Source organism: Serratia sp. HRI (assembly GCF_010119335.3).
GTDB lineage: Bacteria > Pseudomonadota > Gammaproteobacteria > Enterobacterales > Enterobacteriaceae > Serratia > Serratia nevei.
Genome location: NZ_CP083690.1, coordinates 1,948,066 through 1,965,974 on the forward strand (window position 1 = coordinate 1,948,066; position 17,909 = coordinate 1,965,974).

The 17,909-nt window shown below is 60.6% G+C and carries 13 protein-coding genes; 1 reads left to right on the plus strand and 12 read right to left on the minus strand.

All coding sequences use genetic code 11. The annotated features are described in order from the left end of the window. Nucleotides 1-35: 35 nt before the first annotated feature. The 8 genes from kefC to pvcA all read right to left on the minus strand — a co-directional run bounded on the left by kefC (nucleotide 36) and on the right by pvcA (nucleotide 11,764). A complete protein-coding gene (gene kefC, locus GF111_RS09495) occupies nucleotides 36-1,889 on the minus strand; it encodes a glutathione-regulated potassium-efflux system protein KefC (RefSeq protein ID WP_038873391.1) in 1,854 nt (617 codons plus the stop codon). Then, entirely contained in the window at nucleotides 1,882-2,439 is a 558-nt protein-coding gene (kefF, locus tag GF111_RS09500) for a glutathione-regulated potassium-efflux system oxidoreductase KefF (protein ID WP_038873389.1), read from the minus strand. Before kefF ends, kefC begins: the two co-directional genes overlap by 8 nt. A 170-nt stretch (nucleotides 2,440-2,609) precedes the next feature. Next, entirely contained in the window at nucleotides 2,610-5,834 is a 3,225-nt protein-coding gene (gene carB / locus GF111_RS09505) for a carbamoyl-phosphate synthase large subunit (protein ID WP_038873387.1), read from the minus strand. A gap of 16 nt (nucleotides 5,835-5,850) precedes the next feature. Then, entirely contained in the window at nucleotides 5,851-6,999 is a 1,149-nt protein-coding gene (gene carA, locus GF111_RS09510) for a glutamine-hydrolyzing carbamoyl-phosphate synthase small subunit (protein WP_048232622.1), read from the minus strand. Between the two features lie 470 nt (nucleotides 7,000-7,469). Beyond that, the gene (dapB, locus tag GF111_RS09515; RefSeq protein WP_038873380.1) at nucleotides 7,470-8,291 is read right to left on the minus strand and encodes a 4-hydroxy-tetrahydrodipicolinate reductase; all 822 of its coding nucleotides are present in this window, start codon (nucleotides 8,289-8,291) and stop codon (nucleotides 7,470-7,472) included. Between the two features lie 263 nt (nucleotides 8,292-8,554). After that, nucleotides 8,555-9,814: a glycosyltransferase gene (locus tag GF111_RS09520; protein WP_038873378.1), complete on the minus strand. Its 1,260-nt coding sequence runs from the start codon at nucleotides 9,812-9,814 to the stop codon at nucleotides 8,555-8,557. Between the two features lie 24 nt (nucleotides 9,815-9,838). After that, nucleotides 9,839-10,702 (minus strand): TauD/TfdA family dioxygenase, encoded by an 864-nt coding sequence (locus GF111_RS09525; protein ID WP_047729007.1) that lies wholly within the window; start codon nucleotides 10,700-10,702, stop codon nucleotides 9,839-9,841. Nucleotides 10,703-10,798: 96 nt separating this feature from the next. After that, nucleotides 10,799-11,764, minus strand: coding sequence for an L-tyrosine isonitrile synthase (gene pvcA / locus GF111_RS09530; RefSeq protein ID WP_047729009.1), 966 nt, complete (start codon nucleotides 11,762-11,764; stop codon nucleotides 10,799-10,801). A 212-nt stretch (nucleotides 11,765-11,976) separates the two neighbouring features. On the opposite strand from pvcA, the gene GF111_RS09535 reads away from it, so the two are divergent. Beyond that, entirely contained in the window at nucleotides 11,977-12,882 is a 906-nt protein-coding gene (locus tag GF111_RS09535) for a LysR family transcriptional regulator (protein WP_224217849.1), read from the plus strand. A 274-nt stretch (nucleotides 12,883-13,156) separates the two neighbouring features. Here GF111_RS09535 and ispH read toward each other — a convergent pair whose 3' ends face one another. From ispH to ileS, 4 genes are read right to left on the minus strand one after another with little or no spacing between them, the layout of a single operon-like run. After that, nucleotides 13,157-14,110, minus strand: a complete 954-nt coding sequence (ispH, locus tag GF111_RS09540) for a 4-hydroxy-3-methylbut-2-enyl diphosphate reductase (protein WP_038873368.1) — start codon at nucleotides 14,108-14,110, stop codon at nucleotides 13,157-13,159. After that, nucleotides 14,091-14,561 (minus strand): FKBP-type peptidyl-prolyl cis-trans isomerase, encoded by a 471-nt coding sequence (gene fkpB / locus GF111_RS09545; RefSeq protein ID WP_033637057.1) that lies wholly within the window; start codon nucleotides 14,559-14,561, stop codon nucleotides 14,091-14,093. Before fkpB ends, ispH begins: the two co-directional genes overlap by 20 nt. Before the next feature lies 1 nt (nucleotide 14,562). Then, nucleotides 14,563-15,072 carry a signal peptidase II gene (gene lspA / locus GF111_RS09550; RefSeq protein WP_038873364.1) on the minus strand — a complete coding sequence of 170 codons (510 nt, stop codon included), beginning with the start codon at nucleotides 15,070-15,072 and terminating at the stop codon, nucleotides 14,563-14,565. Between the two features lie 13 nt (nucleotides 15,073-15,085). Beyond that, nucleotides 15,086-17,902 carry an isoleucine--tRNA ligase gene (ileS, locus tag GF111_RS09555; protein ID WP_147190127.1) on the minus strand — a complete coding sequence of 939 codons (2,817 nt, stop codon included), beginning with the start codon at nucleotides 17,900-17,902 and terminating at the stop codon, nucleotides 15,086-15,088. Nucleotides 17,903-17,909: the final 7 nt, after the last annotated feature.

Here is a 17,909-nt window from a genome sequence, read left to right on the forward strand (position 1 = left end):
GCAAAAAAAGGGGCGCCGATCTGGCGCCCCTACTCTTATCCTTTGGCTTCCACCACTTCATCCTCCGGCGCCTTGCCGTCGATACTGCCGCGCCAGCCGGTCTGCTGCACCCGCGCCAGCCGATTCTGATCCTGCTCGATGGCCGCGCTGAGCATCTCCTTGGCCCGCTGCAGGCTGGCGATGCGGAACTCGGTGTCCTGATAATTCTCCAGCGTGTCTTCCAGCATCTTCAGGTTATAGCGGCGGAACGTATCCGCCTTCTCGCGCGCCTCATAGGCGTCCAGCCCCAGCAGCTCAAGCGTTTCACGGCCGATACGCAGCGAGCTTTCAAAGGTTTCGCGCTCCGGTTTTTCCACCCCCAGCTGCCGTAGCTGATACCAGTGATCGACGTCGCGCGCTCGCGCCACCACCTTCAGATGCGGGAAGTGCTGCCTGGCCAGCTCGGTTAACGCCAGGCTGTCTTCCACGTCGTCGATGGCGTTAATCAGCACCTTGGCGTGGGCGGCGCCGGCGGCCTCCAGCAAATCCGCGCGCGTGGCGTCGCCGTAGAACACCTTGGTGTCGAATTTGCGCAGCGTCTCGATATGGTCCGGATCGTGATCCAGTACCACGGTGTGTACGCCGTTGGCCAACAGCAAGCGGCCGGCGATCTGACCGAAACGGCCGAAGCCGGCGATGATCACGCTGGCATTCTCGTCGTCGATAACGTCAGCCGGGCGCTCCTCTTTCGGCGCATTTTTCTCCAGCTGCGCGGCAATCACCAGCAGCAGCGGCGTGGCCGCCATCGACAGCGCCACCGCCAGCGTCAGCGACTTGGCCCATTCGACCGGCAGGACGCCGGCCAGCTGCGCGGCGCTGAAGATCACGAAGGCGAATTCACTGCCCTGCCCCAGCAGAATGGCGAACAGGCCGCGCTGGCGCTTCGGCACGCCGAGCAGCGGCCCAATCAGCCACAGCAGCGCCGCCTTGATCAGCATAAAGCCCAGCAGCAGCGAGGCGATCAGCAGCGGGTGATGGAACAGCGTGCCGAAATCGATCGACATGCCGACGCCGATAAAGAACAGCCCCAGCAGCAGCCCCTTGAACGGCTGAATATCGCTCTCCAGCGCGTGGCGGTATTCCGAGCTCGCCAGCAGCACCCCGGCGAGGAACGCCCCCATCGCCATCGACAGCCCGGCCATCTCCAGCAGGATGCCGAAACCGAACACCAGGAACAGCGCCACGGCGCTGAACACCTCGCGCATGCCCGAACGGGCGACGAAGTGCAGCAGCGGGCGGGTGACGTAGCGGCCGAGCAGCACCACTATCGTTAACGCGCCCACCACCTTGGCCGCCGACAGCACGAAAGCGCCCAGCGTGGTGGTGGCGCCGCTGCTGGCCAGCAGCGGGATCATCGCCACCAGCGGGATCGCCGCGATATCCTGGAACAGCAGCACCGCAAATGCGCTGCGGCCGATCGGCGACGGCGTCAGGTTGCGCTCGCTCATCGCCTGCATGGCGATGGCGGTGGATGAGAGCGCCAGCGTCAGGCCGATCAACAGCGCCACCTTCCAGTTGAGGCCGAGGAAGTAACAGAAGGCGCTCAGCGCCAGGCCGCAGCCCACCATCTGAATGCTGCCGCCGCCGAACACCGAGGCGCGCAGCGTCCACAGCCGCTTGGGATCCAGCTCCAGGCCGATGATAAACAGCATCAGCACCACGCCGATCTCGGCGAAGGTCAGGATCGACTCGGCGTCCGACACCAGCTTCAGCCCCCAAGGGCCAATGATGCAGCCGGCAATCAGGTAGCCGAGCACCGAGCCCAGCCCCAGCCGCACCGCGATCGGCACAAACAGCGCGGCGGAGCCGAGGTAGATCAGCCCCTCGATCATCATGTGGTGGTTATCCATGGCTGGCCTCCCGTGTTTCCGCTTCGGCATGTTCCATCAGGTAGTCGACCAACCGCTGCCGGTAGGCTTCGCCGGCGGCGAGCAGCGCCGGTTCGTTGCAGGTAAAAGTGTTATGCAGGGCGAAATAAGGCTGCCAGTTCATGCCGCAGTAAATCGCCGTGGCCTGCAGCGGCTGCGCCAGCGCGGCGAAGTTGGGAAAGTCGCCCAGCTCGAAGTGGTGCTCGTCGCCGCCGCTGGTCACCGCCCACAGGCAGTCTTTACCCACCAGCGCGTTGCCGTCGTGGCCGTAGGCCCAGCCGTGCTCCAGCACTTTGTCGATCCACAGCTTCAACAGCGGCGGGAAGCTGTACCACTGCATCGGATGCTGCAGCACCACCAGGTCGGCGCGCTCCAGCGCCCGCTGCTCCGCGTTGATGTCGATATTGAAATCGGGGTACAGCTCATACAGCGAGCGCACCTCTACCTCAGGGAGATCCCTCACCGCCTGCAGCAGGCGCTGATTGGCATGCGAATGCCGGGGATACGGGTGAGCATAAATTATCAGAATCATTGTTATCGTCGTTCCTTCGTTCCTTGCCAATACACCAAGCATATACCAATCACACAGGATGACAGTTTGCCCACTGATTGATAGCGGAAATTTTTAACGCCAGCCGACAAATTCGCTGAATAAAAAAGGCGCTGCATCTGCAGCACCCCTGGCGTAGCGTTATCGCGCGGTTATTTGCCGATGCGCGCGTGCATTTCCTGCACCGACGTGACCTGCTCGGTCGGATCCGCTTTCAGCGCCATCGCGGTGGCGAAGCCGCCGTTCAGCGTGGTGTCGTAGTGCACCTTGTACTGCAGGGCGCTGCGGCGAATCAGCTTGGAGTCTTCAATCGCCTGACGGCCGGCCGTGGTGTTGACGATGTAGGTGTACTCGCCGTTCTTGATACGGTCCTGAATGTGCGGACGCCCTTCGTGCACCTTGTTGACCAGGCGCGGGTTGATGCCCGCTTCGCCCAGCACCACCGCGGTACCGTGGGTGGCGTCCAGCTCGAAGCCCTGCTTCAGCAGGCTGGCGGCCAAATCGACCACGCGAGCCTTGTCGCCTTCACGCACCGACAGCAGCGCGCGGCCCTGCTTTTTCATGCCCGAGTTACTGCCCAGCATCGCTTTGGAGAAGGCTTCCGCGAAGGTGCGGCCCACGCCCATCACTTCCCCGGTAGAGCGCATTTCCGGCCCCAGAATCGGGTCGACGCCCGGGAATTTGTTGAACGGCAGCACCACTTCTTTCACCGAGTAGTACGGCGGGATAATTTCTTCGGTCACGCCCTGCTCAACCAGCGTTTTGCCCGCCATCACGCGCGCGGCCACTTTAGCCAGCGGCACGCCGGTCGCTTTGGACACGAACGGCACGGTACGCGCGGCGCGCGGGTTCACTTCAATCAGGTAGACTTCGTTGTCTTTCACCGCGAACTGCACATTCATCAGGCCGCGTACCTGCAGCTCGAACGCCAGTTTTTCCACCTGGCGACGCATCACGTCCTGAATTTCCTGGCTCAGGGTGTACGCCGGCAGCGAACACGCGGAGTCGCCGGAGTGCACGCCCGCCTGCTCGATATGCTCCATGATGCCGCCAATCAGCACGCGTTCGCCGTCGCAGATGGCGTCGACGTCCACTTCCACCGCGTCGTCCAGGAAGCGGTCCAGCAATACCGGCGCATCGTTGGACACGCTGACCGCGGTCTGGAAGTAACGGCGCAGGTCGGTTTCGTCATAGACGATCTCCATCGCCCGGCCGCCCAGCACGTAGGAAGGGCGCACCACCAGCGGATAGCCGATGCCCGCCGCCTTCTCCACTGCCTGCTCGATGGCGGTGACGGTGGCGTTGGCCGGCTGCTTCAGGCCCAGACGGTTAACCGCCTGCTGGAAGCGCTCCCGGTCTTCGGCACGGTCGATGGCGTCCGGGCTGGTGCCGATGATCGGCACGCCCGCGGCTTCCAGCTCGCGCGCCAGCTTCAGCGGGGTCTGGCCGCCGTACTGCACGATCACGCCCTTCGGCTTCTCGATGCGCACGATTTCCAGCACGTCTTCCAGCGTCACCGGCTCGAAGTACAGGCGGTCGGAGGTGTCGTAGTCGGTAGAGACGGTTTCCGGGTTGCAGTTGACCATGATGGTCTCGTAGCCGTCTTCGCGCAGCGCCAGCGAGGCGTGCACGCAGCAGTAGTCGAACTCGATGCCCTGGCCGATACGGTTCGGCCCGCCGCCCAGCACCATCACTTTCGGCCGGTCGTTGGTCGGGTTGGACTCGCACTCTTCTTCATAGGTGGAGTACATGTAGGCGGTGTCGGTGGCGAATTCCGCCGCGCAGGTATCCACACGCTTGTACACCGGATGCAGGCCGTGGCTGTGGCGCAGCTTGCGAATTTCGCTCTCGGCGACGCCGGCCAGCTTGGCCAGACGCGCATCGGCGAAGCCCTTGCGTTTCAGGGTGCGCAGGAACGCTTTGTTCAGGCCGTTGATGCCCGCTTCGGCCACCTGTTCTTCCAGGCGCACCAGCTCTTCAATCTGCACCAGGAACCAGCGGTCGACGTTGGTCAGGTTGAAGACGCCGTCAACCGACAGACCGGCGCGGAAGGCGTCGGCGATGTACCAGATGCGGTCAGAGCCGGCGTCTTTCAGCTCGCGGCGGATCTTGGTCAGCGCTTCCGGATCGTCCAGGCTTACTTTCGGGTCGAAGCCGGTGGCACCCACTTCCAGACCGCGCAGCGCTTTTTGCAGCGACTCCTGCTGGGTGCGGCCGATGGCCATCACTTCGCCGACCGACTTCATCTGGGTGGTCAGGCGGTCGTTGGCGCCGGCGAACTTCTCGAAGTTGAAGCGCGGGATCTTGGTCACGACGTAGTCGATGGACGGTTCGAACGATGCCGGGGTGCGGCCGCCGGTGATGTCGTTCATCAGCTCATCGAGGGTGTAGCCCACCGCCAGCTTGGCGGCGATCTTGGCGATAGGGAAGCCGGTGGCTTTCGACGCCAGCGCCGAAGAGCGCGACACGCGCGGGTTCATTTCGATAACGATCAGGCGGCCGGTTTTCGGGTTGACCGAGAACTGCACGTTGGAGCCGCCGGTTTCGACGCCGATCTCACGCAGCACCGCCATCGAGGCGTTGCGCATGATTTGGTATTCCTTGTCGGTCAGGGTCTGGGCCGGTGCGACGGTGATCGAATCGCCGGTGTGGATGCCCATGGCGTCGAAGTTTTCGATGGAGCAGACGATGATGCAGTTGTCGTTCTTATCGCGCACCACCTCCATCTCGTACTCTTTCCAACCGATCAACGATTCATCGATCAGCAGCTCGTTGGTCGGCGACAGATCCAGACCGCGTTCACAGATCTCTTCGAACTCTTCGCGGTTGTAGGCTATGCCGCCGCCGGTGCCGCCCATGGTAAAGGAAGGGCGGATGATGCACGGGAAACCGACGTCAGCGGCTACCGCCAGCGCTTCTTCCATGGTGTGCGCAATGCCGGAACGCGCGGTGTCCAGACCGATTTTCTTCATCGCCACGTCGAAACGGCGACGGTCTTCGGCCTTGTCGATCGCATCGGCGGTCGCGCCGATCATGGTAACGCCGAACTCGGCCAGCACGCCCTGACGCTCCAGCTCCAGCGCGCAGTTCAGCGCCGTCTGGCCGCCCATGGTCGGCAGCACCGCATCCGGGCGCTCTTTTTCGATGATCTTGCGCACCACTTCCCAGTGGATCGGCTCGATATAGGTCGCATCGGCCATTTCCGGGTCGGTCATGATGGTCGCCGGGTTGGAGTTGACCAGAATGACGCGGTAACCCTCTTCGCGCAGCGCTTTACACGCCTGGGCACCCGAGTAGTCGAACTCACACGCCTGGCCGATAACGATCGGGCCAGCGCCGAGGATCAGGATGCTTTTTATGTCTGTACGTTTTGGCATTTTTTACTGCTCCTGATTATTTGGCGTTAGAACGGTAAGTCTCAATCAGTTCGATAAAGTGATCGAACAACGGCGCGGCATCGTGCGGGCCTGGGCTGGCTTCCGGGTGACCCTGGAAGCTGAACGCCGCTTTGTCGGTGCGGTGAATGCCCTGCACCGTATGGTCGAACAGCGATTTGTGCGTGACGCGCAGGTTCGCCGGCAGGTTGTTTTCATCGACGGCGAAGCCATGGTTCTGCGCGGTGATCATCACGGTGTTGTTGTCCAGATCCTTCACCGGGTGGTTGCCGCCGTGGTGGCCGAGCTTCATCTTCATGGTTTTCGCCCCGCTGGCCAGCGCCAGCAGCTGGTGGCCCAGGCAGATGCCGAACACCGGAATGTCGGTTTCCAGGAACTGTTTGATGGCAGCGATGGCGTAGTCGCACGGCTCCGGGTCGCCCGGGCCGTTGGACAGGAAGATGCCGTCCGGATTCATTTTCAGCACCTCGTCGGCCGGGGTCTGCGCCGGCACCACGGTCAGACGGCAGCCGCGATCCACCAGCATGCGCAGGATGTTGCGCTTGGCGCCGTAGTCGTAAGCCACCACGTGGAACGGCAGTTCCGCGGCGGTTTTGGCTTCAGGCAGGTCGCCTTCAAGCGTCCAGCTGCCTTGCTGCCAGCTGTAGGCCTCTTGGGTGGTGACCTCTTTCGCCAGATCCATGCCCTTCAACCCCGGGAAACCTTGCGCCTTGGCCAGGGCCAGCGCGGCGTCCGGCGAGTCGGCGGCGATGATGCAGCCGTTCTGGGCGCCCTTCTCGCGCAGCAGGCGGGTTAATTTACGGGTATCGATATCGGCGATTGCCACGATGTTGTGACGCTTGAGGTAGTCGGACAGGCTTTCTTCGTTGCGGTAGTTGCTGGCGATCAGCGGGAGGTCACGAATGACGAGGCCTTGGGCGTGTACTGCGGAGGATTCTTCGTCGGAAGCATTGGTGCCGACATTGCCGATATGAGGATAAGTAAGAGTAACGATCTGGCGGGAATAGGAAGGATCAGTGAGGATTTCTTGATAACCGGTCATCGACGTATTGAAGACCACTTCCCCCACTGCCGTTCCCTCTGCCCCGATGGCCCGACCGTGGAATTGGGTTCCGTCTTCCAGAACCAATAGCGCTGACTTTATCAAAACACCCTCCGAGGAATAATCAATCACAATATTTGCATATTAATTCAGATATCGCGATCTAAATCAATGCAAAAACCGTCCGCGAGGCCAATTTTTGGCAAATTGGGCGCATTTTAATGATGAGTGCCCGGCTTGTCTACCCAAACTGCCATTTTTTGTTTTATTTTTGCAGTTCTCACCGCTCATGCGGCTTGAGCGGCGATAAAAACACAGAAAACCGGGGCTGGAAAACGGTTGCGAGGCTGAATGACGAAAAATGGCGCCAGAATGGGCTCCAAAGGACGCTAAAATGGGATCTGGTGGATAAAAACGGGATGATTAGCAAGGTAAACATCAACAAATAACAATCAATAAAATAAAATCACACCAACGCTTCATTTTTCATGTTAAAAAAAAGGACAATAAAATTATTGTCCGATTATCATAGCATTATGACAAACACAACCACATCACGATGGTATGCAAATCAATTACAACTGGTCCAAATTCAACACGTCACGCATATCAAACAGACCTTTATCCCGGTTATGCAACCAGGCGGCTGCGCGCACCGCGCCGCTGGCAAAAGTCATCCGGCTGGAGGCCTTATGGGTGATTTCCACCCGTTCACCGATGTCGGCGAACATCGCGGTGTGCTCGCCGACGATGTCGCCGGCGCGAATAGTGGCAAAGCCGATGCTTTTCGGATCGCGTTCGCCGGTATGGCCTTCGCGCGCATAGACCGCGCAGCTTTTCAGGTCGCGCCCCAGCGCACCTGCGATCGCTTCGCCCATGGCCAGCGCCGTGCCCGACGGCGCATCCACTTTGTGGCGGTGGTGCGCCTCAACGATTTCGATATCGGTATAGTTGCCCATCACCTGCGCGGCCTTCTCCAGCAGTTTCAACACCAGGTTGACGCCGACGCTGAAGTTGGCGGCGAACACGATGCCGATATGCTGCGCCGCATCGCGGATCGCCTGTTTGCCGGCGTCATCGAAGCCGGTAGTGCCAATCACCATCGCCTTGTGGTGCGCCACGCAAAAATCCAGGTAACCCCGGGTGCTTTCCGGGCGGGTGAAGTCGATCAAAATATCGAACTCGTTCGCCACCTTCTCCAGACTGTCGCTCACCTTGACGCCCAGCGCGCCGATGCCCGCCAGTTCGCCGGCGTCGACGCCGACCAGGCTGGAGCCCGGGCGCGACAGTGCCGCCCCCAACACCACGCCTTCCGCCTGCTGCACCGCCTGGATCAATTGACGGCCCATCCGGCCGCCGGCGCCCGCAATCGCAATGCGGATTTGTGAATCACTCATGCTTGCTCTCTTCTTGATTTGACGCCTATCCCATTAGGCTATCGATTCAGGGTAACCGCCCCGCTTCAGCGTCGCCAGAGGATTCATTTCATAATTAGAAAATTATGATATTCCTCCGTTCTCATCAGCGATGCTGTCGTGAGATTAACATTCAACCGATTTGGCGGCCTGCGACGATTGTACATAATCATGCAGTTTCCATGGCAAAAAAATGCAGAAAAAAGGCGCCGAAAACGGCGCCTGAGGAAGGAAGAACGGCGAGGTCAGGCAGTAATGGCGGCCACTTCGTTGGCGATCGCCGTTAGCGCGTCGTGGCGGGCATAATCCTCACGCACCAGCGCCGCGCGTTGCCGATAGATCGGCTGTTGCAGAATGCGCATCGTCGCCGCCAGGATCTGTTCGGCGGTCGGCGTACTGGTGTGCAGGCTGATGCCGCAGCCGGCGGCCACCACGCGCGCGGCCGCCTCCAGCTTGTCCTCGCCGGTGCCGGCGACGATCAGCGGCACGCCGCAGTCCAGCGCATAGTTGATCGAGCCGTAACCGCCGTTGGTGATCAGCAGCGCCGTCTCCGGCAGCCAGCGTCCGAAGGAGATAAACTCCCGCACTCTGGCATTGCCCGGCAGTGCCTCCATCAGCGCTTCCGTCGCCCGTCCGCCGGTCGTGGCCAGCACTCGCACCGGCAAATGCGCCAGCGCTTGCAGCGTCGGCACGATCAGCTGATGCAAATCGACATTGGCCAACGTGCCCTGAGACACGATCACCAGCGGCCGGCGGTCGTCCGCCTCCCACAGCGTCTCTTCCGCCGCCGGCAGGCAGCCGCTGCGCAGCGGGCCGACGAAGCGCACGCCGCTCGGCAGGTCGTCACGCTCATATTCCAGCGCCGTGGTAGCCAGCTGCAGGAAACGCTCGCAGCCGCCGATCAGCGCATCGGTGAACGGGCGATCCAGCGCCCGCCCGCCCGCCTGCACCAGCGCGGTATCGAAGCTCTGCTGTACTTCATCGAGCAGCACGCGCGTTTCTTCATCTACCAGCTGCTCACGGGTCAACGCCTTCGGCAGCAGCGCCGGCGGGATACGCGGGCCATAAAAAATAGCATCGCGCGAAGAATACGACAGCGGCGTAACGCCGATACCGAAGACCGGCGGCCGCTCGGCGGACTGCAGCAGCGGCAGCACGCCGTAGAAGCAGTTCTCCACCATCAGCAGATCGGTCTTTTCGGCGGCGATGGCCGCACGCAGCTGCCGATCCAGCAGCGGGATCGGTGCGGCGAAGAAATCCTTCAGCGCCAGCGCCATCTGCGCATTACCCGGCGGCAGCGCGGCGCGCGCCGGGAAGTGCTCTTCCAGGTGGCGATAGTCGAAATCCACCTGCGCGTCGAACGGCACGAAGTTCGCGCCCGCCGCCTCGGCGCGTTCGCGAAACAGCGCGCCGGTCATCACCCGCACCTGATGCCCCTGGGCAATCAGGTGGCGAGCGATGGCTAACATCGGGTAGACGTGCCCCGGAGTGGCGACCGCCGCCATCAGTATCCTTGCCATAATGCTCCTTTACGCTTCTGCGTTGGCCGGCTTCAGCGCCAGATTGGCGCACACCGGGTTGCTCTGAATATGCACGCGCTGCAAATGACGCGCGGAACGGGCGGTAAAACCCTCACGGCCGTGCAACAGCGAGAAGTTGTCCGCCACCACCACGTCGCCCTGCTGCCACTGATGGGCATAATAGTGACGCGGATCGTACAGGTGCTGCTGCAAAGTGTGATGGAACTGTTCCTGCTGCTGTTCCGGCACACCGTGATATTCCAGCGCATGCTGGTTGAGGAATTTTTTCCCCTCCGTCGGCGGTTCATTGTAGCGCATGATTAACCCCCTGCCGTTCGGGTGCTGCACCACCAGCGGCGAACAGACTTCACCGCCGTAATGCACCACCTGCTTGATGCGGTAGGTGATCGAGACCGACAGCCACTGATCCAGCAGCGCTTCGTCCGCATTGGCCAACAGCCGCGTGGTGTCGACGAAGGTGGTGCATCCGCCTTCGTCCTGAGAGGGTGCCGCCACGCAGTGGAACAGCTGGAACTCGGGGATGGTCGGCTTATACATGCCATCCCAATGCAGCGGGACGTAGCTGCTGTCGAAGATATGATCCTTGGCGTCCGGATGTTCCTTCACGTCCAGCACCGCACCGAACGGCCACATCATGATTTCGCCCCACTGTTCGGCATAGCGAGTCAGGACTTCCGCCTCGTTGAAACCGGAGTCGAATCCGCGCAGCACCAGCAAGTGGTGTTCCTGCGCCAGCGTTCGCAGCGCCGCCACCGGCAGATCGCCGATCTTTTGCCCCGGATGCTGCGGCGTCAGGATCGCGCCGAACGGGGTATTCGGTTGGATATGGCAATTAAGCGGTTGGTTGTTCATCGGTGATTCTCCTTGCATCGAATGTGCTGCTCACACGGCAACGTGCCGTTAAAAACGCGCCCGCCAGGATTTCGGGCGCAAAAGCCTGCGACGACCTCAGGCCATCTGTGGCTGCTCGATCAGGTAATGGCTCGGCGTGCCGCGGATCTCCACCAGTTCGCCGTCCAGGCTCTGCGCATCTTTACGCTTCATCAGCACGAACTGGCCGTTCACGTTGGCCGCCACGCCGTGCCACGGCGTCAGCCAGTCGTCTTTGGTCGGCATCATGTGGATGCCCATTTTCAAGCTGTCGACCGGCTGCGGGTGAATCGACAGGCGGATCGCTGCCGGGAAATGTTGCGCCAGCAGGTTGCCCCAGGCCCAGCTGCGTTGGATCACGCCGCAGGCGCGCTGCTTGGCGTCCTTCTGCAGCGCGGCGTTGGAACCGCTGTAGCCCGGCAGCTGACTGTCTTCATACAGGAAGCGCGTGATGGCGCGGTACAGCGAGAGGCCCTGTTCGTCCTGCATCAGCTGTTGCTTGATCGCCTCTTCCGATTCGGCGTAGCCCTCCACCAACAGCCGGCGCAGCAGATCGTAATCGTCGGTATGCTCCGCCAGGCCTTTGACGTCGCCGAGGTTGAACACGCTCAGGTGCGTCGCGCCCACTTCATGCAGCAGGCCTTCAATCTCGCGCTGATAGTGGTTGATCGCTTCGTCGCTGACGCGGATCAGATCGCCGAACACGTGGCCGTCGGAGCAGATAACGATATGCGCACCCGGCGGATAATAGAGTTGAATACGCTGGCACAGCGAATTGAGAAAGATCAGCGACAGCCGCTCCGCCATGTCCGGCACCGCGCCGATCACCTTGTTGGTGTTGGGCGACTTGGTCGGAAAGGCCGGCAGTACGAATTCGATGCGCTGCTCGTTTTCAATGAATGCCCGAATGCGCGGCAATTGCACCTGAGTGACCCGCTGTTCTTCTTCGGCAATTGAGGTGTCGCCACCGGGGAAACGGCGGCGGTATTGCAATAATTCACGTAGGATTTTTAACGCTATTTCATCTTTCTGAACGCTGTCCACAATGTGCTCCTGTTGCGATGCGGCGCGGGTGTATTATTGAAAAGCGCAATAAGATTTATCAAAAAGAGAAAAAACCTCTGCGTGATAATAATTAGCCCGGCGTTTATATGCTCCAGGCAATATAGAAGAGATGGTGCTATATTATTAGCCCGTATAATTCACAATCTTGGTTAAGTTGTGCTTAACAAACTATGAGCAATATTTTAAAACGCATGGCCATTTTCTCAAAAGTGGTCGATTGCGGCGCATTCAGCATGGCGGCAAAAGAATTGGGCATGACGACCTCGGCCGTGAGCCAACATATTCGCCAGTTGGAGGAACATCTGGGCATTCAATTACTGTTGCGGTCGACACGTTCATTGAGTCTGACCGAAGCCGGATTGTGCTTTTATGAAGATTGCCTGCTGATGATCCACGCCGCCGAACGCGGCCAACAACGGATCGCCGCGCTGCGTGGCGAACTGGTGGGTGAACTGCGCGTCGCCACCTCGACCGAATTCGCCACCCACTATCTGGTGCCGGCGCTGCAGAGCTTCCTCGACGAGCACCCGCGGCTCACGCTGCGGCTGGAAATCCACGATGAAAAGATAGACCTGATCGCGCAACGCATCGATCTGGCGATACGCGGTGGCGTGCTGGCCGACTCCAGCTACGTTTCCACGCGGCTGGCGCGCTGCCGCGAAGTGCTGTGCGCCTCGCCGGCCTACCTGGCGCACCACGGCGTGCCGGATTCGCCGCAGGCGCTGACGCATCACCACTGGGTGACCTTTACACCGCTCGGCAACCCGCAGTTTGTTCGTCTGATCCATCGCGACGGCAGTGAACACCGCATGCGCATGACCGGGCGCTTGTTCACCAACAGCGGTATGGCGATGAAGGAGTTGGCGCTGACCGGCAAGGGTATCATTCGCAATTTCTTCGCCAACGTTGAGCGTGAGTTGCTCAGCGGCGAGCTGATTGAAATATTGCCCGACTGGCGATTACCAGAAATAAATTGCTATGCCATTATGCCGCGTCGGGAGATTCAGCCATTAAAAGTCCGACGATTGCTGGAACATATGAAGCTTTATTTAAAGGAGAAAGGATTAAACGCCTTAGAACATATTCGGCAGGAATAAAATAAGAAACATCTGCAACACCTATTATTGTAATTATTGTAATCACCTTGCCAACGCCAGGCCTTATTTAGATTGCAGGCTAATGATACCTTGATTAATGACTTTTCGTCAGCTTATATAATTAATGACACCGACGCTATTTCAAATGCCCAGAATAAATTTGACTTTAGTTAGCAGAAAATTTGAATATGCGCAGAGTTTTATTTTCAATGCCATGCGAATGCCCAAAAAAAACGGGAAGCCTGAGCTCCCCGTTGTCATCCGCCGGCGCCTGTCAGTCTATCTGACGAACGTCCACGCGCAGCTCTTTCGGCACTTCGAACACGATGTTCTCTTCACGCCCGCTGATTTCATGCACGTCCATACCGCCCAGCGCTTTCAGGCGAGAGATCACCTCCTGCACCAGCACGTCCGGCGCTGAGGCACCGGCGGTAACGCCGATATGGCGCGCCCCGCTCAGCCAGCTCTCCTGAATATCCGCCGCCGAATCGATAAGATAAGCCGGTTTGCCGACGCGCTGCGCCAGTTCCGCCAGTCGGTTGGAGTTGGAGGAGTTTTTTGACCCCACCACCAGCACCACGTCCGCATCGCCGGCCAGGTTACGCACCGCTTCCTGACGGTTGGTGGTGGCGTAGCAAATGTCATCCTTGCGCGGGCCGATAATGCTCGGGAAACGCTGGCGCAGGGCGTCGATCACGTCCGAGGTATCATCTACCGACAGCGTGGTCTGCGTCATGAAGCACAGGTTGCTTTCATCTTTCACCTGCAGCTTCCACACGTCTTCCGGCGACTCGACCAGGTACATGCCGCCCTGCGGGTTGCTGTACTGGCCCATGGTGCCTTCCACCTCCGGGTGCCCGGCGTGGCCGATCAGAATCGCTTCGGTGCCGCGGCGGCTGGCGCGCGCCACTTCCATATGCACCTTGGTCACCAGCGGGCAAGTGGCGTCGAACAGCATGGTCAGATCGCGCGCCTTGGCTTCGGCACGCACCGCCTGAGAAACGCCGTGCGCCGAGAAGATCAGGATAGAGCCGTCCGGCACTTCCGCGATCTCTTCGATAAACACCGCGCCGCGCTCACGCAGGCTGTCGACCACGTAGCGGTTGTGCACCACTTCATGCCGCACGTAGATCGGTGCGCCATACAGTTCCAGCGCGCGTTCCACGATGCTGATCGCACGATCAACCCCGGCGCAGAAGCCGCGCGGGTTAGCCAGCAATATTTGCATGCATCTCCTCCTGCTGCGGATCGATCTCCAGCACTTCGATATCGAAGGTCACCGGATGGCCCGCCAGCGGATGGTTGAAATCGACGGTGATCGAATCTTCCGCCACCGCGCGCACCACGCCCGGCATTTCACTGCCGTCGATGGCGGTAAACAGCATGATGGTGCCCACGTCCGGCACGCCGGTTTCCGCGAAGTCGCGGCGCGAGAAGAACTGGACCAGATCCGGGTTCTCCGCGCCGAACGCCGCTTCCGGCTGCAGGGTAAAGGCGCATTTGTCGCCCGCGCGCAGGCCAAGCAGCTGCGCTTCCAGCGGTGCCGACAGGCTGCCGTCACCCAGGCGGAACAGCGCCGGCTTGCCGCTGCTGCGGGTGGATTCGGCGGTCGAACCGTCTTCCAGTTTCAGCGTAAAGTGAACCAGCACCGCGCTGTCACTGATAACCTGAGCCGTCATATTACTCACCTTTACTCTTTGCGTCTTTGTTCGCCGGCGACAGGAAACCTTCCAGCACGATCATCGCCGCGCCCACGCAGATGAAGCTGTCCGCCAGATTGAAGGTCGGGTAGTGCCAGTCACCGACGTAGAAGTCGATGAAATCGACCACGAAACCGTGCCACAGGCGATCGAACAGATTGCCCAACGCCCCGCCGATAATAAAGGCGTAGGCGATGTTGTTCAGCTTCTGCTGCGCGGTGCTGCGGTACATCATCACCAGCAGCACCGCAACGATGGCGATGGCGATGCCGGCGAAGAACCAGCGCTGCCAGCCGCCATGGTCGGCCAGGAAGCTGAACGCAGCGCCGTAGTTGCGCGCGTAAAACAGGTTGAACGACGGGATCAACGGCTGGGACTGGCCCAGCGTAAAGTTAGCGAGGATCCACTGCTTGCTGCCAAAATCCAGCGCCAGCACCGCCACCACAACCCACAGCCAACGCAGGCCGGTCGAACAAATTGATTTACTCATCAGGCGCGAGTTCTCAGGCAAAGTTACGCTTCTCGCCGTCACCGGCGACGTTGCTCACACAGCGGCCGCAGATGTCTGCGTGTTCCGCCACCAGGCCGATATCGGTGGTGTAATGCCAGCAGCGCGGGCACTTCTCACCCGGTGCCGTGCTGAAGGCGATCTTCAGCCCTTTCAGCAGCTCGGAAGCCTGCGCGTCGGCCGGCGCATCCGCCAATGGCGCAACGCTTGCCGCAGAGGTCAGCAGCACGAAACGCAACTCATCCTGCAGGCTGTTCAGGCGCGCCGCCAGCTCGCTGTCGGCATACAGCGTTACCGCCGCTTCCAGCGAACCGCCGAGGCGCTTGTCGGCACGCGCCTGCTCCAGCACCTTATTCACTTCGCCGCGCACTTTCAGCAGCTCGGCCCAGAAAGCGTCGTTCATCGGCTCGCCTTCCGCCAGCCCGAACAGGCCGTCGTACCACTCTTCGGTGAACACGTACTGCGCGCGTTTGCCCGGCATGAAGCCCCAGATCTCGTCCGCAGTGAACGACATGATCGGCGCCATCCAGCGCACCAGCGCTTCCACGATGTGATACAGCGCGGTCTGGCAGCTGCGGCGGGCGACGCTGTCGCTCTTCGCGGTGTACTGACGATCCTTGATGATATCCAGGTAGAAGGAGCCCATCTCGACCGAGCAGAACTGCATCAGACGCTGCACCACTTCATGGAAATCGTAGTTGGCGTAAGCCTGTTCAATATCCTGCTGCGCCGCCAGCGCACGGCCGACCGCCCAGCGATCCAGCACTACCATGTCTTCCGGCGCCACGCAGTCGGTGCTCGGCTCGAACCCGTTCAGGTTGGCCAACAGGAAACGCGCGGTGTTGCGGATGCGGCGATAAGAATCAGCGGAACGCTTGAGGATCTCGTCGGAGACTGCGATTTCACCGGTGTAATCGGTCGATGCCACCCACAGACGCAGAATGTCACCGCCCAGCTTGTTCATCACGTCCTGCGGGCTGACGGTGTTACCGATCGACTTGGACATCTTGCGGCCCTGGCCGTCGACGGTGAAGCCGTGGGTCAGCACTTCTTTATAAGGCGCCTTGCCTTTCATCGCGGTGGAGATCATCAGCGATGACATGAACCAACCGCGGTGTTGGTCGGAGCCTTCCAGATACATGTCGGCGCTGTGGCCCTGGAACTCAGGGCGCACGTCGACCACCGAAGCGTGGGTGGAACCGGAATCGAACCACACGTCCAGCGTATCCGGCACTTTCACGTAGTCGGCGGCTTCCGCGCCGAGGATGTCGGCCGCGTCCAGATCCCACCAGGCCTGAATGCCGTCTTGCTCGACGCGCTTGGCCACTTCTTCCATCAGCTCAACGGTGCGCGGGTGCAGCTGCTCGGTTTCTTTGTGCACGAACAGTGACATCGGCACGCCCCAGGTGCGCTGACGCGAGATGCACCAGTCCGGGCGGTTGGCCACCATCATTTCGATGCGCGCCTGGCCCCAATCCGGGATCCACTGCACGCCTTTGATCTCTTCCAGCGACTGCTGACGCAGGCCTTTCTGATCCATGCTGACGAACCATTGCGGCGTGGCGCGGAAGATGATCGGCGTCTTGTGGCGCCAGCAGCACGGATAGCTGTGCAGGAACTTCTCGACGTGCAGCAGTGCGCCTTTCTCACGCAGCAGGTCGACGATCAGATCGTTGGCCTTGAAGACGAACTTGCCGTCCAGCAGCGGGTAGGTGCCGGTCAGGTAGCAACCGTTCGGCCCTACCGGGTTGGCCACTTCCAGGCCGTATTTCTGGCCGATCACGAAGTCGTCCGGGCCGTGGCCTGGCGCGGTGTGCACCGCACCGGTACCGGCGTCCAGCGTCACGTGCTCGCCGAGGATCGCCGGCACGTCGAAGTCCATGAACGGGTGTTTGAAGCGCAGTAGCTCCAGAGCGGCGCCTTTGCAGCTGCCCAGCACCGTCCATTCGGTGATGCCGGCGCGTTTCATCACGCTTTCTACCAGCTCGGCCGCCAGGATCAGGCACTGGCCGTCAACCTGCACCAGCTGATAGGTGAAGTCCGGGTGCAGCGAGATCGCACGGTTGGCCGGCAGGGTCCACGGAGTGGTGGTCCAGATAACCAGGGAGATAGTCCCGTTGAAGTGGCTCACGCCGAACTTGGCCGCCACGGCAGCCGCGTCGGCCGCATGGAAGCTCACGTCGATCGACGGCGAAGTCTTGTCGTAGTACTCCACTTCCGCTTCCGCCAGCGACGATCCGCAGTCGGTGCACCAGTGAACCGGCTTGGCGCCTTTCAGCAGGTGGCCGTTGCTGATGATCTTGCCCAGCGCGCGGATGATGTTGGCTTCGGTTTTGAAGTCCATGGTCAGGTATGGGCGATCCCAGTCGCCCAGCACGCCCAGGCGGATGAAGTCCTTCTTCTGGCCTTCAACCTGCTCGGCCGCGTACTCGCGGCACTTCTGGCGAAACTCGGCCGCCGTCAGCTTCTCGCCCGGTTTGCCGTACAGCTGTTCAACCTTCAGTTCGATAGGCAGGCCGTGGCAGTCCCAACCCGGCACATAAGGCGAGTCGAAGCCGGCCATCCCTTTCGACTTGATGATAATGTCTTTGAGAATCTTGTTAACCGAGTGACCAATGTGAATGCTGCCGTTCGCATACGGAGGGCCGTCATGCAAAATGAAGGTTTTTTTGCCCTTTTTGGCAGTACGAATAATCCCGTACAGATCCTGTTCATACCAACGTTGCAGCATGCCAGGCTCGCGCTTGGCGAGATCGCCGCGCATCGGGAACCCTGTTTCCGGCAAGTTCAGGGTATTCTTGTAGTCACTCATTAGATTC